This is a genomic window from Pseudomonas sp. 31-12 (assembly GCF_003151075.1).
Taxonomy (GTDB): Bacteria; Pseudomonadota; Gammaproteobacteria; order Pseudomonadales; family Pseudomonadaceae; genus Aquipseudomonas.
In genome coordinates this window covers 1,325,134-1,345,111 of the sequence record NZ_CP029482.1, presented here as the reverse complement: position 1 = coordinate 1,345,111, position 19,978 = coordinate 1,325,134, and the positions used below count along the sequence as shown (strand labels likewise).

Here is a 19,978-nt window from a genome sequence, read left to right as displayed (position 1 = left end):
TTGACACGAGCAGGATAAAATCAACGAAACGGATTTTAAAAAAATGAACAGTTACTACGCCGTACTCGCGACAACCTTACTGATCAGCACCGCCACCCACACGTTGGCGGCGTCTACCGTTGACCTGACCGTCAAAGGCATTATCACCCCGCTCGCCTGCTCGCCGACGTTGTCCAACAGCGGCCTCGTCGACTACGGAAAAATCTCCCGGCAAGACCTTAGCGTGGACAAACGAACGCGACTGCGCGACAAGACGCTCGACCTCAGCGTCCAGTGCAATGCGCCCGCGCGCTTCGCTCTGATGATGCACGACAATCGCGACGGTTCGGCCATCGTCAACAGCGAGATTTACTACGGTCTGAACCACGACAGCAGCGGCAACAAAGTCGGCCTGTATTCGCTGAACTTCGATCCGGCCAGCACCGTGGTGGACGATTGGTCTCAAGTGTTTCGAACCGACTCCACCATAGGTGGCATAGCCTGGAGTTCATCGAACAGCCGCTCCATTCCGATTGGCGCCAGAAGTTACCTGGGGTTTACCAACGTGGCCGGCAGCAACGCCGGCCCGATTGCCATCCAGAGCCTGACGAGCCGGGTCACCCTTGAAACCGTCATCTCGCCCACTTCCGAACTGGACCTGAGCACCGATGTGCAACTCGACGGCTCGGCAACGCTGGACGTTGTGTATCTGTAGTCAGACCTTTTCGCTGACCACCTGAACGTACAACGAACGCCCGGCGCCCAGGCCGGCGAGGATGGCGCCGAGGCCGATCACGCCGAAGATCCAGCCGATGGCGTTCCAGCCGCCGGTCCAGTCGTGCACGATGCCGACCGCGAACGGCCCCATGGACGCCAGGGTGTAACCGAAGCCCTGGGCCATGCTCGACAGGTTCGCCGCCACGTGCGAATCCCGCGAGCGCAACACGATCAGGGTCAGTGCCAGGCTGAACGTACCGCCCTGCCCCAGACCGAGCAGGATCGCCCAGCCCCACAGACCTTCGATCGGTGCGTAAAGGCAGCCGAACAGCCCGCCGAGAGTCAGCAGCATGACCACCACAATCGCCAGCCGTTGATCCTTGCCGCGGGTGGCCAACCAGGGCGCTGCCAGCGAACTGGCCAACTGGACAATCACCGAGCCCGACAGCACCAGGCCGGCCTGGGTCGGCGTAAGTCCACGACCGATCAGGATCGATGGCAACCAGCCAAAGACGATGTATGCCAGCGATGATTGCAGGCCCATGTACAACGTAACTTGCCAGGCCAGCGGATCACGCAACAGGCCGCGAACCCGATACGCGACGTTATGCGCGCCGTGTTTCTGACCGCCCACTTGTGGCAGCCAGAACATCGCGGCGACTAACGCGGGCACCACCCAGAACCCGAGCCCCAAGGCCCAGCTCTTATCGAAATGCTCGCTCAATGGCACCGTCGCGCCGGCCGCCATCGCCGCACCCAGGCACAGCGCCATGGTGTACACGCCGGTCATGGTCCCGGCCTGTTTCGGGAAGTCGCGCTTGACGATACCCGGTAACAAAACGCCGATCACACCAATGCTCGCGCCGGCCAGCACGCTGCCGGCAAACAGGCCGATTTCACCGAATGAACTGCGCAGGATGATCCCGCCGGCCAGCATCAACAAAATCCCCAGCACCACGCGCTCGGCGCCGAAACGTCGCGCCAGGATCGGCGCCAGCGGTGCGAACAAACCGAGGCACAGCACTGGCAACGTCGTCAGCAACCCCGCTTGCGCCGCCGACAAACCGAGGGTCTTAGAGACTTCGCTGAGCATCGGCGCCATGCTCGAGAGCGCCGGTCGCAGGTTCAGTGCGACCAGAATCAAGCCCAGCAACAACAGCCAGGGCCGCCGCAGAATCGGGTGACTTTGCTGGACTTGTTCGTCATCGGCCTCGGCATCGATCAGCAGCTCTTCGAGCTCCGCCGTGCGTTTGGCTTCGGTGATCTGGCGGTTGCTGGTGGACATGGCGTTCTCGGTTTCAAGGTTCATTGATCAACTGCCTCGACAGGGCTTTGGCCCGTTCCGGGTCGCGTTGCTCGACGGCGTCAAGCAGTTCGATGTGCAGGTCAAACACTTCCTGGCGGCGGGGCGTGACGCTCAGGGTCTGACGCAATTGCGCGCCGACAACGCTGGAGAAATAGCGGTACAACTCGCTGAGGGTCGGGTTGTGTGCGGCGTCCACCAGGCGGCGGTGGAACACCAGATCGCAGGCAATGTAGCTGTCGAGATCACCGTGGTAGTGACTGCCGCTGACGCCCAATGCTTCGCGCAATGCCACCAGGTCTTCGTCGGTTCGACGCAGCGCGGCCAGGCCGATGGCCTCGACTTCCAGAATGTGCCGGGTTTCCCGGGCCTGTTCATGGGAGCAGCGCGATAACGCCTTCATCGTATCCAGCGGATCGATCACCGCCCGCAAGTAACTGCCGTCACCCTGACGAATTTCGATCAACCCAGAAAACGCCAGTACGCGCATGGCCTCACGCACGGTGTTGCGGCTGATGCCCAGTTCGGCGGACAGCTCTGGCTCAGTAGGAAGGCGCTGGCCAACCTGCCAGGCGCCGTCGTTGATGCGTTGACGCAGTTGATCCAGGGCCTGATCGACCAGGGATCGCTTAACGAGTAGAGAAATTTCTGCCATAGGATTCGCCCTTTCATCCAATCATAGGATGAATTTTCTGACATGTTAGTCAACATCGTGCGCCCCCACAAGTAACGGCGGATCAGGTGGAGCCTCGACACAGCGTGCAAGCATTTCCACAGGAAGAAGCGAAAAAGCTCTTCATTCGCGGAGCAATTTCCTACGCCTTCAACGAAATGAGCTGACAGCCACTGCAGCAACCTGTCGTCAGAATTTCGCAGATTGATGAGCGGGCGTTTCGCTCGGCACGTTGCACTAGAGGGAATGGAAACCGCATGGAAGAAGTCAACTTCGGCAAGAAGGGCAGCCCTTCTTTTTTTCTGACAAAAAGTCAGCAACTGCTCGCCGTGCGCGGCCGGGAGGGAAAGGATATCGGCGCAATAATGGGATGCGAAAAAGCCTGTCACGCACTGGCGGGCGGTCATCTGCTGCACCACATCGAGGACGCCGACGTGCAGGTTTTCGAACTGCCTAAAAATACGGATTTATCCAGACGCAAAGCGTTGTTGCGTGAATTGCCGGAGTTGCGCTTTGCCGGCAGTGTGCTGGTCGATCCTCACACTCAGGAGCCTGTTCTCTACACCGAAAACATCTTTTTGAAATTTATTGATCAACTCACCTCGACTCAGTGTCTCGTGATACTCGATGAGCTGGGGCTGACCATCAAACAGCAGGTCCCCTACGCGACCAATGCCTTTTTCGTTCATCACAGCCATTGCTGCGGGACCAAGGTGTGCTCATTCGCACTTGAGCTGCTCCAGCGCGAAGACATCGATTACTGTCATCCGGAAATATTGCGCCAGGGAAAACGTCGGGCGATCCACAACAATCAGTGGCACCTGAAAAAGACCACCGTGACCTATCAGGCGCACATCGATGCCAGCGCCAACGTTGAAGCGGCCCATGACCTGACTCAGGGTGAAGGTATTGTCATCGCGGTCATTGACGACGCCTTTGATATCGACCATCCCGAATTTGCCGGATGCGGCAAAGTCGTCGGGGCGCAAAACTTTGATCGCCGTAATGCCAAGCAAGGCCCACGGCCGAAAAACGCCCATGAACGTCACGGCACAGCCGCCGCCGGTGTCGCCTGCGCCAATGGCGACACCGGCGCCAGCGGCGTTGCCCCTCGGGCCAGCCTTATGCCGCTGAAGCTCACCAAACCTTTGGGCGCACGGGCAGAAGCCGACGCATTTTTCTGGGCCGCCGATAAGGGCGCCGATATCATTTCCTGTAGCTGGGGTCCTGCAGAAGGTCATTGGGCCGACCCCACCGACCCCCGGCACACCCAAGTGTTTCCACTGGCTGCAAGCACGCGACTGGCCATTGAGTATGCAGCGACCAAGGGGCGCAACGGAAAAGGCTGCGTCATTTTTTTTGGTGCCGGCAACGGGAATGAATGCGTGGATAACGATGGGTATTCCAGCCATCCCATGGTCATTGCCGTCGGTGCCTGCAATGACCAGAGCCGACGCAGCGCCTACAGCGATTACGGCAAAGCGCTCTGGTGCACCTTTCCGAGCGGAGACCAGCCGCACCCGGATCCAAAATTCAAACCCGCGACCTCGATCCCGCAAACCCGAGGCATTCGCACCACGGACCTGAGCGGGAAATTTGCAGATCCAGACAATGCGGCCTACACCGAATCGTTCAGTGGAACCTCCAGTGCCTGTCCAGGTGCAGCAGGCGTGGCAGCGCTGATATTGGGAGTCAATCAAGCACTTGATCGCGAAGCTGTCCGACAAATCCTCGCTGATTGTTGCGACAAGATCGGCCATGTCGACGATGGCCCGCTCGGTCAATATGATCAGGCAGGTCATAGTCATTACTATGGATACGGGCGCCTCAATGCACTTCGAGCGGTACGTCTGGCGCTTGAGCGCAAGGAAACATCGAGCTGAATCGGACCGAATTCTGAAACAGGACCTGTCCTGAGACCCTGAACTCCAGGCAAAAATAAACCCGGAACACTGTCCGGGTTTATTTCACTGCCAAGTGCCAATCAATGCAGGATCTGGCTCAAGAACATCTTCGTCCGCTCATTCTGCGGGTTATCGAAGAAGTCGTTCGGCGCAGCCTGCTCGACGATTTCGCCTTTGTCCATGAAGATCACGCGGTTGGCCACGGTGCGGGCGAAGCCCATTTCGTGGGTCACGCAGAGCATGGTCATGCCGTCTTCGGCCAGGCCGATCATGGTGTCCAGAACCTCTTTCACCATCTCCGGGTCGAGTGCCGAAGTCGGTTCGTCGAACAGCATGATTTTCGGTTTCATACAAAGCGCGCGGGCAATCGCCACACGCTGTTGCTGACCGCCCGACAGTTGCCCCGGGAATTTATGCGCCTGCTCCGGAATGCGTACGCGCTCCAGGTAATGCATGGCGATTTCTTCGGCCTGGCGCTTGGGCATCTTGCGCACCCACATCGGCGCCAGCGTGCAGTTCTGCAGGATGGTCAGGTGCGGGAACAGGTTGAAGTGCTGGAACACCATGCCGACTTCACGGCGGACCGATTCGATCTGCTTGAGGTCGTTGGTCAATTCCACGCCATCGACCACGATGCGGCCCTGCTGGTGTTCTTCCAGACGGTTGAGGCAACGAATGGTCGTCGACTTGCCGGAACCTGACGGGCCGCACAGGACGATTCGCTCGCCCTGCTTGACGTTCAGGTTGATGTCTTTCAGTACGTGGAACTGGCCGTACCACTTGTTCACGCCCTGCATCTGAATAATGCCTTCAGGGCTCACAGGCTTTTTGATTGCTTCGCTCATTACAGAACTCCTAACGCTTGTGGCCAGTGTCGAGCTTGCGTTCCAGATGCATGGAATAGCGCGACATACCGAAACAGAAAATCCAGAACACCAGGGCCGCGAACACATAGCCTTCGGTGGCCATGCCCAACCATTTCGGGTCGGCGGCGGCTTGCTTGACGCTGTTGAGCAGATCGAACAGGCCGATGATGATCACCAGGCTGGTGTCCTTGAACAGCGCAATGAAGGTGTTGACGATGCCCGGGATCACCAGCTTCAGGGCTTGCGGCAGAATCACCAGGCCCATGCTGCGCCAGTAACCGAGGCCCATCGCTGCGGCCGCTTCGTACTGACCTTTGGGAATCGCTTGCAGACCGCCACGCACCACTTCGGCCACATAGGCCGACTGGAACAGGATCACGCCGATCAGCGCCCGCAGCAGTTTGTCGAAGTTCATGCCTTCGGGCAGGAACAACGGCAGCATTACCGAGGACATGAACAGCACCGTGATCAACGGCACGCCGCGCCAGAATTCGATGAAGGTCACGCAGACCACGCGAATCGCCGGCATGTTCGAACGACGGCCCAGCGCCAGCACGATCCCCAGCGGCAACGCACCGGCAATACCGACGGTGGCGATCACCAGGGTCAGCATCAGGCCGCCCCATTGGCTGGTCGCCACTTGAGTCAGGCCGAAAACGCCGCCATGCAACAGGCACCAGGCAATGATCGGGTACAACACCAGGAAGCTCAGCCCGTACACCGCTTTACGCGGGAAGCGCGAGATGAACAACGGTGCCACGCCGATGACCGCCAGCCACACGGTCAGGTCCACGCGCCAGCGCAGTTCCGGCGGGTAGTAGCCGTACATGAACTGGCCGAAACGCTGCTGGATGAACACCCAGCAGGCGCCCTCCTTGGTGCAGTCGGCCTGGGAGGTGCCGACCCAGTTGGCGTCCAGGATCGCCCACTGCAGGATTGGCGGGACCACCAGGTAAATCAGATAGAACGCGAACAGGGTCAGCAGGGTGTTGAGCCAACTGGAGAACATGTTCGCGCGCATCCACGCCACCACACCGATGCTGCTGCTCGGTGGTGGCATGTCAGGTTTGAAAGTATGAGTACTCATGCGCTTTTCCTTACCGCTCGATCAGCGCAATGCGCTTGTTGTACCAGTTCATCAGCAGGGAGATGCTGATACTGATCGCCAGGTACACGCTCATGGTGATGGCAATCACCTCGATCGCCTGTCCGGTCTGGTTCAGCACCGTACCGGCAAACAACGACACCATTTCCGGATAACCGATACCGGCCGCCAGCGAGGAGTTCTTCGCCAGGTTCAGGTATTGGCTGGTCAGCGGCGGAATGATCACGCGCAGGGCTTGCGGGATGATCACCTTGCGCAGGGTCGGACCGTTGCGCAGGCCCAACGAGTGCGCCGCTTCGGTCTGGCCGTGGCTGACCGACTTGATGCCCGAACGCACGATCTCGGCGATGAACGCCGCGGTGTACACGGTCAGGGCCAGGGTCAGCGCCAGCAGTTCCGGGATCAGCACCCAGCCACCAACGAAGTTGAAGCCTTGCAGCTTGGGCATTTCCCAGTGCACCGGCGTGCCGAAGATCAGTGCGCACAGTGCCGGGATCACCAGGAACAGCGCCAGGCCAACCCAGAATTTATGGAAAGGTACGCCAGTCGCTTCGAAGCGCTTGTTCGCCCAGCGGCTCATCAGCACGATGGCGACGATGGCCACGACGATGCTGACCACGAAGGGCCAGAAACCATCCGCGGTCAACGCGGCAGGCATGTTCAGGCCGCGGCTGCTGACGAAGAAGGTGTCGCCGAAGTTATGGCTGTTGCGTGGCCCTGGCATGGTCAGGAACACCGCGAAGTACCAGAACAGGATTTGCAGCAGCGGCGGAATGTTGCGGAAGACTTCCACATAAACAGTCGCCAGCTTGGCAATGATCCAGTTCTTCGACAGGCGTGAAACGCCGACGATGAAACCGAGGAGCGTCGCCAGGATGACCCCGATGAAGGTCACCAGCAGCGTATTGAGCAGGCCGATGACAAACACTCGGGCATAGCTGTCCGACTCGGTGTAGTCAATCAGGGTTTGAGCGATGCCGAAACCGGCACTGCGCTCCAGAAAGCTGAAGCCGGAGGTAATGCCCCGGTGTTGCAAGTTGGTCTGGGTGTTATCGAACAGATACCAGCCCATGGAGACCACCGCCACAATGGTGATGATCTGAAATAGCCACGCACGCACTTTGGGATCGCTGAGGCTGAGCCTCTGCTTTGGTGCGCCGATTGAATTTTGCATGAAGTGCCCCGGATGTAATGGAACAGAACATCACCCGGTGGTTGGCCCACCGGGTGATAGAACCATCAGCGCACTGGTGGTGCGTATTGAATGCCGCCAGCGTTCCACAAGGCGTTCAGCCCGCGGTCGATTTCCAGCGGAGTGCCTTTGCCGAGGTTTTTCTCGAACACTTCGCCATAGTTACCCACTTGCTTGACGATCTGGACGACCCAGTCCTTCTTCACTTTCAAGTCTTTGCCGTATTCACCGTCGGTACCCAGCAGACGTGCGACGTCCGGATTCTTGGTGGCCTTGGCTTCGGCTTCGACGTTCTTGGAAGTGACACCAGCCTCTTCAGCGTTGAGCATGGCGTAGCCTACCCAGCGAACAATGGCCAACCACTCGTCGTCGCCGTTACGCACGACCGGGCCCAGCGGTTCCTTGGAAATGGTTTCCGGCAGAACCACGTAGTCCTTCGGCGAAGCCAGCTTGCTGCGCTGAGCGAACAGTTGGGACTTGTCGGAGGTCAGTACGTCGCAACGACCGGATTCCAGCGACTTGGCGCTTTCATCGGAGGTGTCGAAGGTGATCGGGGTGTATTTCAGACCGTTGCCGCGGAAGTAGTCGGAAACGTTCAGCTCAGTGGTGGTACCGGCCTGGATGCAGATGGTCGCACCGTCGAGCTCTTTGGCACTCTTGACGCCCAGCTTGCTATTTACCAGGAAGCCAATGCCGTCGTAGTAGGTGATGAAGCCCGGGAACTTCAGGCCCATGCCCGCGTCACGGGAGCTGGTCATGGTGGTGTTGCGCGACAGAATGTCAATTTCGCCAGACTGCAGCGCGGTGAAGCGCTCTTTGGCGTTCAGCTGGCTGAATTTGACCTTGGTCGCGTCGCCGAATACGGCAGCAGCCACAGCGCGGCAGTAGTCAGCATCGATACCCACGATCTTGCCGGTGGAGTCCGGAACCGAGAAGCCCGGCAGACCGTCACTTACACCGCACTGTACGAAACCTTTCTTCTGCACTGCATCCAGGGTTGCACCCGCCTGAGCGAACCCGCTGACACCGAGTACTGCGGCTGCAGTCACGATGGCCAGGGTGGATTTCAACATCTTCATTCAAACCTCCAGTTTTGCTCTTGTTGTGTCGGAGCTTGAGTCCTGTCGCACCCTTATGAGGCGTAGTCGACCCGTGTTGGCTTTTTTTGGGGTCAACCGACGTAGGACCTGCGCTATGAGTCTAGTAGGAGAAAACCCACATCATGGATTACTCACTTCTCACCAATCGGCCGAACGGGCGGTAGCCCTTTCACGTTCGCGAAGCCCGTAGCGGCCACTGGCGAACATCCATCACCGGATTCTTTTGCTATCCCACCTACCACCATGGCCTGATAGTGTTACCGACAGGCGTGGGATTTTCAGTACAGGCTTTCCCATAGCAAAGCCCGTACCAGACCGCTCGCCGAAGCCGTTCGGCGACAGGTCAATAGCAAAACTTGTAGCCTTGCGACATCTTCTTAACGGATCAACCAGACGCGCACTCATCTCTCGCACTCATTGAGAGCGCACGCACAACATTGGAGCAGCCATGACCGAGCCCTTGATTCTTCAACCCGTAAAGCCCGCAGACGCCTGCGTGATATGGCTGCACGGCCTGGGCGCCGACCGCTACGACTTCCTGCCAGTGGCCGAAGCCCTGCAGGAAAGCCTGCTGACCACCCGCTTCGTTCTCCCGCAGGCACCGACCCGCGCCGTGACCATCAACGGCGGCTACGAGATGCCGAGCTGGTACGACATATTGGCCATGAGCCCGGCGCGCGCGATCAGCCGTGAGCAGCTGGAAGCGTCGGCGCAGAGAGTCTTCGACTTGATCGAAGAGCAGCGCGCCAGCGGAATAGACGCTTCGCGGATTTTTCTGGCAGGTTTTTCCCAAGGCGGCGCTGTCGTCTTGCACACCGCTTTCCTGAAATGGCAGGGGCCGTTGGGTGGCGTACTTGCCCTCTCCACTTATGCACCGACCTTCAGCAATGAACTGGAGCTTTCCGCCAGCCAGCAGCGCATTCCCGTACTGTCTTTGCACGGCCAGTACGATGACGTGGTTCAAAACGCCATGGGTCGCACCGCTTACGAGTTTTTGAAGCAGCATGGTGTCACCGTGACATGGCAGGAATACCCAATGGGCCACGAAGTGTTACCCGAGGAAATTCGCGACATCGGCGTCTGGCTGGCCGAGCGTTTGCGCTAAAAGCTACCCATTGATCCATCCCACTACGCCGCGCCCGATTCTTGCATTACACTGGCCGGCGTATATTCCTTAACCAATTGATGAGATGACCGTGCTCAAAGCACTCAAGAAAATGTTCGGTAAAAGCGAGACTGAGCAGCTCGCGCCAGTTGCCAGCGCTCCGTCTCACATCCCCAGCCACCGCACCGACGGTAATCAGCCTGGCCGGACCGCAACCGTAGCGGCACCGAAACACGAGCCAGTGACCACACCGGCCGCCCAACCTGTCGATATTTCTGCCGCCGAACCACCGCGCAGTGAAACGCCGAAACCGGCAAAACCGCGCCGCGAACCAAAACCCAAAGCGCCAGTCATCCCCTGGAAACTCGAAGACTTCGCCGTCGAACCCCAGGAAGGCAAAACCCGTTTCCACGATTTCAAACTCGCTCCGGAACTGATGCACGCCATCCAGGACCTGGGCTTCCCGTATTGCACGCCGATCCAGGCGCAAGTGCTGGGCTTCACCCTCGCCGGCAAAGACGCCATCGGTCGCGCCCAGACCGGCACCGGCAAAACCGCTGCGTTCCTGATCTCGATCATCACCCAGCTGCTGGAAACACCGCCACCCAAGGAACGCTACATGGGTGAACCCCGGGCGCTGATCATCGCGCCGACCCGCGAACTGGTGGTGCAGATCGCCAAGGACGCCGCCGACCTGACCAAGTACACCGGCCTCAACGTCATGACCTTTGTCGGCGGCATGGATTTCGACAAGCAGCTCAAGCACCTCGAAGCCCGTCACTGCGACATTCTCGTGGCCACTCCGGGTCGCCTGCTCGACTTCAACCAGCGCGGCGACGTGCATCTGGACATGGTGGAAGTCATGGTGCTGGACGAAGCCGACCGAATGCTCGACATGGGTTTCATCCCGCAAGTGCGTCAGATCATTCGCCAGACGCCACCGAAGAACGAGCGTCAGACGCTGCTGTTCTCCGCGACCTTCACCGAAGACGTGATGAACCTGGCCAAGCAATGGACCACCGACCCGTCGATCGTCGAGATCGAATCACAGAACGTGGCCAGCGAAAACGTCGAGCAACACATCTACGCCGTTGCCGGTGCCGACAAATACAAACTGCTCTACAACCTGGTCAACGACAACGGTTGGGAGCGGGTGATGGTGTTTGCCAACCGCAAGGATGAAGTGCGGCGCATCGAAGAACGCCTGGTGCGTGACGGCGTCAACGCCGCGCAACTGTCCGGCGACGTGCCGCAGCACAAGCGCATCAAGACCCTGGAAGGTTTCCGCGAAGGCAAGATTCGCGTGCTGGTCGCCACCGACGTGGCCGGTCGCGGCATCCACATCGACGGCATCAGCCACGTGATCAACTTCACCCTGCCGGAAGTCCCGGACGATTACGTGCACCGCATCGGTCGTACCGGTCGTGCTGGCGCCGATGGCGTGTCCATCAGTTTTGCCGGTGAAGACGACTCCTACCAGCTACCGTCTATCGAGGCGTTGCTGGGTCGGAAAATCAGCTGTGAAACGCCGCCGACGCATCTACTGCGGGCGGTTGAGCGCAAGCGCCCGTAACCCGGGCCCTTGCTGAAAGAGGCGCAGCCGGAAACGGACTGCGCTTTTTTTTCGTCCCGATATTGCTCGATACAACTAAAAGTCCATAATGGACAAATTAGTTTAATTGCAGCGCTCGGAGCCGACCATGTCCAGTACGCCTTACGTGATCACCCAACCCCAGGCCCGCGAGCTGCTGGCGCAGATCGACGTGCCACAGATCCTGCGCAAGCTGTTCCGCGACCTGGCCGCCGGGCAAGCGGTGCAACCGGCTCAACAGCTGGTGGATTTTCCCCAGGGCGCCGGCGACTTCATCAATTACTTGGGCGTGCTGGCTGAAGACGGCGTGTACGGGGTCAAGACATCGCCTTACATCGTGCGCGAGCAAGGTCCACTGGTGACCGCCTGGACGTTGTTGATGTCGATGCGGACCGGCCAGCCGTTGCTGCTTTGCGATGCCGGCGAACTGACTACCGCTCGCACGGCCGCGACCACTGCCGTCGCCGTCGATGCCCTCGCCCCGTTACAGGCGCAACGCCTGGCGATCATCGGCAGCGGCAAGGTGGCACAGGCACACCTGCATTACGTGAAAGGTCTTCGTGACTGGCAGAGCATCAGCCTCTACTCGCCGAGCCTGAGCGATAAGAATCCTGAAACGCTGGCACAGCTCAAAAGCCTCGATTCGCGCCTGACCATCGCCGACAGTCGCGAAGCGGCGATCCGGGACGCTGACGTGATCATGCTTTGCACCTCGTCCGCCGGCCCGGTGATCGATCCCTCCAGCTTGAGCAAACCGGCGCTGATCACCTCGATCAGCACCAACGCCCCTCGCGCCCACGAAGTGCCACCGCAGAGCCTCAACGACATGCAGGTGTTCTGCGACTATCGTCAGACCACGCCGGGCTCGGCGGGTGAAATGCTGATTGCGGGGGAACAACATGGCTGGGACAAGAACGCCATCGTTGGCGACCTGCCCGATCTGCTCAGCGAAAAAGTCCAACGCCCCGGCTATGACCGCCATGTGTTCTTCCGCTCCATCGGCCTGGGCCTGGAAGACATCGCGCTGGCCAATGCCATCTACCGCTTGCAGCCCTGACACCTAAATCCTGTGGGAGCGGGCTTGCTCGCGAATGCGGTCTGACATTCACCAATGAGTGGACTGACACACCGCTTTCGCGAGCAAGCCCGCTCCCACAATGGATCTCTACAATTTCGGTATTTGCGCTCGACAGGAGACGTTCATGAGCCAGGCAGACTTCATCATCATCGGCGGCGGGATTGCCGGCGCTTCCACCGGTTTCTGGCTGTCGCAGCACGCCCGGGTGATTGTGCTCGAACGCGAGTCCCATCCGGCTTATCACTCCACCGGACGCTCCGCTGCGCTGTATACCGCCGCTTACGGCACACCGCAGGTGCGGGCACTGACCCAGGCCAGCCGCGATTTCTTCGACGCGCCGCCAGCCGGTTTCTGCGAACACCCGCTGCTGACCCCACGCGGCGAGATGACCGTGGACTTCACCGGCGACCCGGCCGAGCTGAACAATCAATACATGAGCGCCAAGGCCACGGTGTCGGAGATGCAACTGCTGAGCGCCGACGAAGCCTGCGCACGCCTGCCAATCCTGCGCCGGGAAAAAGTCCACGGCGCGATCTACGATCCGACCGCCAGCGACATCGACACCGATGCCCTGCACCAGGGTTACCTGCGCGGCATCCGACGCAATAAAAGCGAAGTGCATACCGACTGCGAAGTGCTGGGCCTTAACCGTGACACCGAAGGCCTGTGGCAGGTCCAAACCAGCGGTCAGACCTTCAGCGCACCGGTCATCATCAACGCGGCAGGCGCATGGGCCGACAAGATCGGCGAGCTGGCCGGCGCCAAGCCGCTGGGCCTGCAACCCAAGCGGCGTGCGGCGTTCATTTTCGCCGGCCCCGAGGGCGTGGACATCCACCATTGGCCGATGCTGGTCAGCCTCGACGAATCGTTCTACATGAAACCCGATGCCGGGATGTTCCTCGGCTCGCCGGCCAATGCCGACCCGGTGGAACCACACGACGTGCAGCCTGAAGAGCTGGACATCGCCATGGGCATCTACCAGATAGAAGAAGCCACCACCCTGACCATCCGCCGCCCGACCCGCACCTGGGCCGGCCTGCGCAGCTTCGTCAGCGATGGCGATTTGATCAGTGGCTTCGATCAGCAAGTGCCGGGGCTGTTTTGGGTCGCGGCACAGGGCGGTTACGGCATCCAGACTTCACCCGCCATGGGCCAGGCCAGCGCTGCGCTGGTACGCGGTGAAGCCTTGCCGGATCAGCTCAGCCGTTTCGGCCTGGACGCCGAGATGCTCTCCCCTGCTCGCCTGGGCTGATTGTCGCCCTCAGGTGACGTGTCGACACGATTGCGGCAAACTTCCAGCGCCCTTTTTGCAGGGCGCTGACGCTGCCTGGAGTTCCACTGTATGAACGCACCTGAAAAAGACCCGGCTGTGGATAACACCTCTCTGGACAACTACCGTGCGATCGCCGACGCCATCGCAACGCTGTTCTTCCCCCACGCCGAAGTGGTGCTGCATGACCTGCGCACGCAGAAGGTCGATTACATCGCCAACAACCTGTCCAAGCGGGAGATCGGTGACGACTCGGCGCTGGAGGACATGCTCAGCGACGATGTCAGCGAACGGAACATCGGGCCGTACGAAAAGCTGAATTGGGATGGCCAGAAGATTCGCAGCCTGAGCAGCGTCTTGCGCGACAGCGAAGGTCATCCGCTGGCGGTGCTGTGCATCAACCTGAATATTTCGCTGTTTGAGAACGCGAAAGCGGCGCTGGATCTGTTCCTGTCGCCGAGCAAGCTGATCCCGCAGCCGGATTCACTGTTTCGTGATGACTGGCAGGAGCGGATCAATACCTTTCTGCACGCCTGGCTGCGCGAACGTCAGCTGAGCCTGAACGTGTTGACGCGCGACCACAAACGCGAGCTGGTGCTGGCGTTGCACGCCGAGGGGGCCTTCAAGGGGAAAAGTGCTTCGAACTACGTGGCCAATGTGCTGAACATGGGGCGGGCGACGGTTTACAAGCATTTGAAGGAATTGAAGGGTTAAGTCCTGAGAGGTGTGTTGTTTAATCGGGCCCCTTCGCGAGCAAGCCCGCTCCCACAGGAGAAACGCATTCCAATGTGGGAGTGAGCCTGCTCGCGATGCGGTTGATCAGTCGCCGTAGATGTCAGACTTGAAATACTTCTCGGAAATCTTCTGGTACTCGCCACTCGCGCGAATGCCATCAATGGCCGTGTTCAGCTTGGCAACCAACTCACTGTTGCCTTTGCGCACCGCAATCCCGGCGCCCTCGCCCACGTACTTCGGATCTTTCAACTCCGGCCCGACAAACGCGTAGCCCTTGCCACGCGGCATCGCCAGGAAGTCACTCAGCGGAATGGTGTCGGCAAAAATGGCGTCGAGGCGACCGGCTGCCAGATCCATGTAGATTTCTTCGTTGTTGCCGTAGCGCTTGACGTTGATGCCCTTCGGCTCAAACACCTCGGTGGCGTAACGGTCGGTGGTGGTGGCGCGCTGCACACCGACGGTCTTACCCTTGAGGCTGGCGTACTGGTCATCCACAGCCGCGCCTTCCTTCATCACCAGGCGTGATGAGGTGAAGTAGTACTTGTGAGTGAAGTCGACCGACTTCTTGCGGTCTTCGTTGATGGTCATGGACGACAGCGCCATGTCGATTTTCTTCACTTTCAGGGAAGGAATCAGACCGTCGAATTCGCCTTCGACCCACACACACTTGACCTTCATCTGCGCGCACAGGGCATTGCCGATGTCGTAGTCGAAACCGACTATCTCGCCTTTTTCGGTCTTGGAGGCGAACGGTGGATAAGCGGCTTCGATGCCGATGCGCAGGGTGTTGTCAGCGGCGAACAGAGAGCTGCACGCCAACAGGCTGAGCGCCAGACCGGTGATGAGGGGGAATTTCTTCATGTTCGTTCTCTCGCGGGTTGTTGTTGGTTTGGCAAGACAGAAGACAAAGCTGGAACAGGGGAACGCCTTTTTTGTACTTATAATTCCATACTGGACTTTAATGTATAGGTCGTCAATCGGGCAAAATGAAGATGTGCCGGCCAGTGGTCGGGCGGTGGGTCATTGGGATTTTTGGTGTTGCTGATGGCCTCTTCGCGGGCAAGCCACGCTCCCACAGTTTTTACGTTGTTCACATAATCTGTTCACGACACAAAACCTGTGGGAGCGGGCTTGCCCGCGAAGGCGTACTTGTAGACGCCGCAGGAATCACTGCTTCCAGCGATCCGCCGCCGCATGATCGCTGTCACGCCCTTCGACCCAACGCGGCCCGTCAGTGGTGTTTTCTTTCTTCCAGAACGGCGCACGCGTTTTCAGGTAGTCCATGACAAAGGCGCAGGCGTCGAAAGCCGCCTGGCGGTGGGCACTCGCAGCGCCGACGAAGACGATCGGTTCGCCCGGTTCCAGGGCGCCGATCCGGTGCAGCACTTCAAGCTTCAACAGCGGCCAGCGCTGCTCAGCCTCGAGGGCGATTTTGCCAAGAGCCTTTTCGGTCATGCCCGGATAGTGCTCGAGAAACATCCCGGCCACATCGAGCCCGTCATTGAAGTCGCGCACGTAACCGACAAAACTCACCACCGCGCCAACACCGACATTGGCGGCGTGCATGGCATTGACTTCAGCACCCGGATCGAACGCCGTGGACTGCACGCGAATCGCCATGTCAGCCCCCGGTCACGGTCGGAAAGAACGCCACTTCATCACCGTCAGTCACCGGCTCGTCGAGTTGGCAAAGGTCCTCGTTGCGCGCGCACATCAGGTTCTGCTCGCTCAACACGTCGGCACCGTCACGTTGAGCCAGCAGCGCACGCACATCGTCGACGGTGGCGAAATCACCTTCAACCTTGACCGAGTCAACGCCGAGGGCTTCGCGGTAGCGGGCAAAAAACTTCACGGTGAGGTTCATGGTTGATCTGCCTGAAAATGGCCGCTCTTGCCGCCGAGTTTTTCCAGCAGCCGCACGCTTTCGATGGTCATGCCACGGTCCACGGCCTTGCACATGTCGTAGATAGTCAGCGCGGCGACACTGGCGGCCGTCAACGCTTCCATCTCGACGCCAGTCTGCCCGGACAGCTTGCAACGCGCGACGATGCGCACGGTGTCATCGCCTTCGGCACTGAGCTCGACCTTGACGCCGGTGAGCATCAGCGGATGGCACAGGGGAATCAGATCGCTGGTCTTCTTCGCCGCCTGAATGCCGGCAATGCGCGCCACGGCGAACACGTCACCTTTAGGGTGACCGCCACTGACGATCATCTGCAGGGTTTCGGGCTGCATGCGCACCAGCGCTTGGGCGGTCGCTTCACGGAACGTCACGGCTTTTTCGGTGACGTCGACCATGTTGGCGCGACCTTGGGAATCGAGATGAGTCAGCACGGGGTTACTCCTGATCAGGAGCGTCGATTGTAAACCTGCGGGTCAATTTTCCGCACGCAAGATTATCCGATCACCACAAGCCCGCTCCCACAGGGGTTTTGTGTCGGGCATAAAAAAACCGGGCGGCTTTGGGGCCGCCCGGTACTGGTGACGTGGTTACAAATGCGATTCGGCGTATTCGGCCAGAATCGAACGTGGCACCCCTTGCAGGGTGATGTGTACGCCGTTGGGGAAATCCTTGAAGCGTTCGGTCAAGTACGTCAGCCCGGAGCTGGTCGCGGACAGGTAAGGAGTGTCGATCTGCGCCAGGTTGCCCAGGCACACCACTTTGGAACCGGCGCCGGCACGGGTGATGATGGTTTTCATCTGGTGCGGGGTCAGGTTCTGGCATTCATCGATCAGGATCAGGCTCTGCTGGAAGCTGCGGCCTCGAATGTAGTTGAGGGATTTGAACTGCAACGGCACTTTGCTGAGGATGTAATCGACGCTGCCATGGGTGTTTTCGTCATCCATGTGCAAGGCTTCGAGGTTGTCGGTGATGGCGCCCAGCCAAGGCTCCATTTTTTCCGCTTCGGTGCCGGGCAGGAAACCGATTTCCTGGTCCAGGCCCTGCACGCTGCGCGTCGCGATGATCCGGCGGTAGCGTTTGCTGACCATGGTCTGCTCGATCGCCGCCGCCAGGGCCAGGATGGTTTTACCCGAGCCGGCGGCCCCGGTCAGGTTAACCAGGTGGATATCCGGATCGAGCAAGGCATACAGCGCCAGGCTTTGATAGATGTCACGCGGTTTCAGGCCCCAGGCTTCCTGGTGCAACAGGGGTTCCTGATGCAGGTCGAGAATCAGCAGGCGGTCCTCCTCGATCTCCTTGATCCAGCCGACAAAACCCTGTTCGTCGATGATGAACTCATTGATATGCACAGCCGGCAGGTTGTCGATCAGCTGCACCTGATGCCAGGTGCGACCGTGATCCTGACGGGTTTCGACATTCTTCACGCGATCCCAGAAGGAGCCGTCCATGTTGTGATAACCATTGGGCAGCAGCGATACGTCGTCAACCAGTTGGTCGGTGCTGTAGTCCTCGGCCGCGATCCCGCACGCCCGGGCCTTGAGGCGCATGTTGATGTCTTTGGTGACCAGCACCACGGGCAGTTTCGGCTCGCGCGCGTGCAGGTCAATCAACTGGTTGATGATGATGTTGTCGTTCAGGTGTTCGGGAAGAATGATGTTCGGTTCGGCACGCTTGCTCATCAGAATTGACAGCAAACCTTTGGGCCCGCTCTTGCCGCGCTGGATCGGTACACCGAGCTCGACGTCTTCTGGGCTGGCGTCGCCCAACGTCTTGTCGATCAGGCGAATCGCCTGACGGCATTCCGCAGCCACGCTGTGATGCCCGCTCTTGAGCTTATCCAGCTCCTCAAGCACGGTCATCGGGATGGCAACGTGGTGTTCTTCGAAGTTAAGAAGGGCGTTTGGATCGTGAATCAATACGTTGGTATCGAGTACATAAAGGATTGGCTGGTTGGAGGAAGAACTACGTCCGTGATCATCCATACTCGGTCACCTTTGTGGGAGCCATTCGACGCAATACCTTGGCGGTGCTGCGCCTCGAAGTGACTACCGAATTTCACCTGCTGGGACTCAAGTGAACTGCATCCATAGTTGGGTCTTGGAAGACGCCACCTGTGGTGCAGGTTTCGGCGGTCTGTCTTCGTAATACTCCAAAACCCATGACAGAAAAAAGTACTTTGACGCTTTTTTGAAGTTTATTTTTCAGAGTGACCAATAGCACTAGGCGGATGGCCATCACCCCGTTAAAGTCGGAAGTCCGCCTGCATCGAATTCTGCACAAAAATCACCCCGCTGCGCCCTCATACCCAATGATTCCGGGCTTTTTACGGTTTCAGCGAAACGCGTCCTGACAGTCCTCCCAACCGATCCCGCTTTGCGCCGTTTGCGTGATGAGCCAAGGCATCGCCGTTTTCACTGCATCCTGCTTCACATTGAAGTTAATCACCCCGTGTCGCCACAGCAGCATCAACGTCAACACGCGTTGCGCACTCGGGTTGCCCTTGAGTTTGCCGGCGCCGTCCTGGGCATCAATGTCCCAAAGCGCCACCTGCAAACCCTGAGCCTTGAAGAAGCCTTCGGCGTCCGAACGACGCTGGCCATCGGGCGGACGAAACAGCGGCACGTAGTTCTCCGGCAGTTTGCTTTTGACCAGCTCGACGCTGCGGCGCACCGAGTCCTGCCAGTCTTGCCAGTGGCTGTGGGAACGAAACTCCCAGCCTTGCACGCCGATGCACTGCGCTGAGTACGTCGCTTGCAGACTGGCCACCGAGCGCTCGGCCAGACGCGCCTGGATGTCTTTGCCCAGCACGAAGAACGTACCGCTCATGTTCGACTTGCGCAGGTACTCCGTGACCCAGCCGGTGTTGTCCGGCATGACATTGGCGGCGCTGTCGAAGGTCAGCAAAAACAGCCGGTCATGCATCTCGTCGCCGTTGCGCTCATAGTCGCCAAAACGATCGACTTCGCTGCTGCTCTGGGGGGACAGTGCCGCCTTGCGCAGTTGCTCGTCCAGATACTGGGCGTGGAACAACCGGCTCGGCTCCGACCACTTGATGTAGTAGCTGTCGTCGCTGACCTGAAACTTGGCCGCTTGCTGGCGCAGGGTGTCCATGTCCTCGACGAGAAAACAGAAGGAAGCATCCTGATCGCAGCTCTGCTGGGCAAAGTTATAGTTGGTGAACAGGCGCTGCCACAGGCGCTGGCGCAGGTTGTTGACGGCCTCCAGATTGATTTTCCGCAGGCCCAGGCGTTGGGCCAGGGCCGGTTCATCCAGCGACTCGCTGGCCAGCAGCACCCGCGCGAACATGAGGATTTCGGCGCGTGATGCGACGTCGAACAGCGTCGGGCTGCTGAGCTGTTCCGGCCAGGTGCTGCGATCAAGCGTCGCCACGTCGCCAGGCGCCGCCATGGCACCGAAGCTCAAGAGCCACGCCGAAAATAGAAAAACGATACGCAAA

Annotated in this window: 19 protein-coding genes; 7 read left to right on the top strand and 12 right to left on the bottom strand. The window is 59.4% G+C overall.

Annotated features, from left to right (window positions below; genetic code table 11):
- The first annotated feature begins 43 nt into the window (after positions 1–43).
- Positions 44–694: a DUF1120 domain-containing protein gene (locus tag DJ564_RS06105; RefSeq protein WP_109628096.1), complete on the top strand. Its 651-nt coding sequence runs from the start codon at positions 44–46 to the stop codon at positions 692–694.
- Here the strand turns inward: DJ564_RS06105 and DJ564_RS06100 are convergent, their stop codons facing one another.
- Positions 695–2,005, bottom strand: a complete 1,311-nt coding sequence (locus DJ564_RS06100) for a CynX/NimT family MFS transporter (RefSeq protein ID WP_109628095.1) — start codon at positions 2,003–2,005, stop codon at positions 695–697.
- Positions 1,995–2,654, bottom strand: coding sequence for a FadR/GntR family transcriptional regulator (locus DJ564_RS06095; RefSeq protein ID WP_109628094.1), 660 nt, complete (start codon positions 2,652–2,654; stop codon positions 1,995–1,997). Before DJ564_RS06095 ends, DJ564_RS06100 begins: the two co-directional genes overlap by 11 nt.
- A gap of 275 nt (positions 2,655–2,929) precedes the next feature.
- Here DJ564_RS06095 and DJ564_RS06090 point away from each other — a divergent pair, with 275 nt between their 5' ends.
- Positions 2,930–4,555, top strand: a complete 1,626-nt coding sequence (locus tag DJ564_RS06090) for a S8 family serine peptidase (RefSeq protein WP_109628093.1) — start codon at positions 2,930–2,932, stop codon at positions 4,553–4,555.
- A gap of 101 nt (positions 4,556–4,656) precedes the next feature.
- Here the strand turns inward: DJ564_RS06090 and DJ564_RS06085 are convergent, their stop codons facing one another.
- The 4 genes from DJ564_RS06085 to DJ564_RS06070 all read right to left on the bottom strand — a co-directional run bounded on the left by DJ564_RS06085 (position 4,657) and on the right by DJ564_RS06070 (position 8,818).
- A complete protein-coding gene (locus DJ564_RS06085; RefSeq protein WP_007944823.1) occupies positions 4,657–5,421 on the bottom strand; it encodes an amino acid ABC transporter ATP-binding protein in 765 nt (254 codons plus the stop codon).
- Between the two features lie 10 nt (positions 5,422–5,431).
- On the bottom strand, positions 5,432–6,529 hold the full coding sequence (locus tag DJ564_RS06080) for an amino acid ABC transporter permease (RefSeq protein ID WP_109628092.1): 1,098 nt from the start codon (positions 6,527–6,529) through the stop codon (positions 5,432–5,434).
- 10 nt (positions 6,530–6,539) lie between these two features.
- Positions 6,540–7,721, bottom strand: a complete 1,182-nt coding sequence (locus tag DJ564_RS06075) for an amino acid ABC transporter permease (protein ID WP_109628091.1) — start codon at positions 7,719–7,721, stop codon at positions 6,540–6,542.
- A gap of 65 nt (positions 7,722–7,786) precedes the next feature.
- Positions 7,787–8,818, bottom strand: coding sequence for an amino acid ABC transporter substrate-binding protein (locus tag DJ564_RS06070; protein ID WP_109628090.1), 1,032 nt, complete (start codon positions 8,816–8,818; stop codon positions 7,787–7,789).
- A gap of 469 nt (positions 8,819–9,287) precedes the next feature.
- On the opposite strand from DJ564_RS06070, the gene DJ564_RS06065 reads away from it, so the two are divergent.
- The 5 genes from DJ564_RS06065 (at position 9,288) to DJ564_RS06045 (ending at position 14,597) form a co-directional block, all read left to right on the top strand.
- On the top strand, positions 9,288–9,944 hold the full coding sequence (locus DJ564_RS06065) for an alpha/beta hydrolase (RefSeq protein ID WP_109628089.1): 657 nt from the start codon (positions 9,288–9,290) through the stop codon (positions 9,942–9,944).
- Between the two features lie 85 nt (positions 9,945–10,029).
- Positions 10,030–11,517: an ATP-dependent RNA helicase RhlB gene (gene rhlB, locus DJ564_RS06060; RefSeq protein ID WP_109628088.1), complete on the top strand. Its 1,488-nt coding sequence runs from the start codon at positions 10,030–10,032 to the stop codon at positions 11,515–11,517.
- A gap of 127 nt (positions 11,518–11,644) precedes the next feature.
- Positions 11,645–12,592, top strand: coding sequence for an ornithine cyclodeaminase family protein (locus DJ564_RS06055; RefSeq protein ID WP_109628087.1), 948 nt, complete (start codon positions 11,645–11,647; stop codon positions 12,590–12,592).
- 145 nt (positions 12,593–12,737) lie between these two features.
- On the top strand, positions 12,738–13,865 hold the full coding sequence (locus tag DJ564_RS06050; protein ID WP_109628086.1) for an FAD-binding oxidoreductase: 1,128 nt from the start codon (positions 12,738–12,740) through the stop codon (positions 13,863–13,865).
- Between the two features lie 90 nt (positions 13,866–13,955).
- Positions 13,956–14,597, top strand: coding sequence for a transcriptional regulator (locus DJ564_RS06045; RefSeq protein WP_109628085.1), 642 nt, complete (start codon positions 13,956–13,958; stop codon positions 14,595–14,597).
- Positions 14,598–14,702: 105 nt separating this feature from the next.
- Here DJ564_RS06045 and DJ564_RS06040 read toward each other — a convergent pair whose 3' ends face one another.
- The 6 genes from DJ564_RS06040 to DJ564_RS06015 form a co-directional block, all read right to left on the bottom strand.
- On the bottom strand, positions 14,703–15,479 hold the full coding sequence (locus tag DJ564_RS06040) for an ABC transporter substrate-binding protein (protein WP_109628084.1): 777 nt from the start codon (positions 15,477–15,479) through the stop codon (positions 14,703–14,705).
- A 306-nt stretch (positions 15,480–15,785) separates the two neighbouring features.
- A complete protein-coding gene (gene moaE, locus DJ564_RS06035; RefSeq protein ID WP_109628083.1) occupies positions 15,786–16,238 on the bottom strand; it encodes a molybdopterin synthase catalytic subunit MoaE in 453 nt (150 codons plus the stop codon).
- 1 nt (position 16,239) lies between these two features.
- Positions 16,240–16,482, bottom strand: coding sequence for a MoaD/ThiS family protein (locus DJ564_RS06030; protein ID WP_109628082.1), 243 nt, complete (start codon positions 16,480–16,482; stop codon positions 16,240–16,242).
- Positions 16,479–16,952 carry a cyclic pyranopterin monophosphate synthase MoaC gene (moaC, locus tag DJ564_RS06025; RefSeq protein WP_109628081.1) on the bottom strand — a complete coding sequence of 158 codons (474 nt, stop codon included), beginning with the start codon at positions 16,950–16,952 and terminating at the stop codon, positions 16,479–16,481. The genes DJ564_RS06030 and moaC overlap by 4 nt, the downstream gene beginning before the upstream one ends.
- A 156-nt stretch (positions 16,953–17,108) precedes the next feature.
- Positions 17,109–18,503 (bottom strand): PhoH family protein, encoded by a 1,395-nt coding sequence (locus tag DJ564_RS06020; RefSeq protein ID WP_109628080.1) that lies wholly within the window; start codon positions 18,501–18,503, stop codon positions 17,109–17,111.
- Between the two features lie 349 nt (positions 18,504–18,852).
- Positions 18,853–19,977 (bottom strand): polysaccharide deacetylase family protein, encoded by a 1,125-nt coding sequence (locus DJ564_RS06015; protein WP_109628079.1) that lies wholly within the window; start codon positions 19,975–19,977, stop codon positions 18,853–18,855.
- Position 19,978 lies beyond the last annotated feature (1 nt).

What these genes read in the sequence shown, in the direction of transcription:
- DJ564_RS06105 (WP_109628096.1), top strand. Translation starts at nt 44, where the DNA reads ATGAACAGTTACTACGCCGTACTCGCGACAACCTTACTGATCAGCACC.
- DJ564_RS06100 (WP_109628095.1), bottom strand. Translation starts at nt 2,005, where the DNA reads ATGAACCTTGAAACCGAGAACGCCATGTCCACCAGCAACCGCCAGATC.
- DJ564_RS06095 (WP_109628094.1), bottom strand. Translation starts at nt 2,654, where the DNA reads ATGGCAGAAATTTCTCTACTCGTTAAGCGATCCCTGGTCGATCAGGCC.
- DJ564_RS06090 (WP_109628093.1), top strand. Translation starts at nt 2,930, where the DNA reads ATGGAAGAAGTCAACTTCGGCAAGAAGGGCAGCCCTTCTTTTTTTCTG.
- DJ564_RS06085 (WP_007944823.1), bottom strand. Translation starts at nt 5,421, where the DNA reads ATGAGCGAAGCAATCAAAAAGCCTGTGAGCCCTGAAGGCATTATTCAG.
- DJ564_RS06080 (WP_109628092.1), bottom strand. Translation starts at nt 6,529, where the DNA reads ATGAGTACTCATACTTTCAAACCTGACATGCCACCACCGAGCAGCAGC.
- DJ564_RS06075 (WP_109628091.1), bottom strand. Translation starts at nt 7,721, where the DNA reads ATGCAAAATTCAATCGGCGCACCAAAGCAGAGGCTCAGCCTCAGCGAT.
- DJ564_RS06070 (WP_109628090.1), bottom strand. Translation starts at nt 8,818, where the DNA reads ATGAAGATGTTGAAATCCACCCTGGCCATCGTGACTGCAGCCGCAGTA.
- DJ564_RS06065 (WP_109628089.1), top strand. Translation starts at nt 9,288, where the DNA reads ATGACCGAGCCCTTGATTCTTCAACCCGTAAAGCCCGCAGACGCCTGC.
- rhlB (WP_109628088.1), top strand. Translation starts at nt 10,030, where the DNA reads ATGACCGTGCTCAAAGCACTCAAGAAAATGTTCGGTAAAAGCGAGACT.
- DJ564_RS06055 (WP_109628087.1), top strand. Translation starts at nt 11,645, where the DNA reads ATGTCCAGTACGCCTTACGTGATCACCCAACCCCAGGCCCGCGAGCTG.
- DJ564_RS06050 (WP_109628086.1), top strand. Translation starts at nt 12,738, where the DNA reads ATGAGCCAGGCAGACTTCATCATCATCGGCGGCGGGATTGCCGGCGCT.
- DJ564_RS06045 (WP_109628085.1), top strand. Translation starts at nt 13,956, where the DNA reads ATGAACGCACCTGAAAAAGACCCGGCTGTGGATAACACCTCTCTGGAC.
- DJ564_RS06040 (WP_109628084.1), bottom strand. Translation starts at nt 15,479, where the DNA reads ATGAAGAAATTCCCCCTCATCACCGGTCTGGCGCTCAGCCTGTTGGCG.
- moaE (WP_109628083.1), bottom strand. Translation starts at nt 16,238, where the DNA reads ATGGCGATTCGCGTGCAGTCCACGGCGTTCGATCCGGGTGCTGAAGTC.
- DJ564_RS06030 (WP_109628082.1), bottom strand. Translation starts at nt 16,482, where the DNA reads ATGAACCTCACCGTGAAGTTTTTTGCCCGCTACCGCGAAGCCCTCGGC.
- DJ564_RS06020 (WP_109628080.1), bottom strand. Translation starts at nt 18,503, where the DNA reads ATGGATGATCACGGACGTAGTTCTTCCTCCAACCAGCCAATCCTTTAT.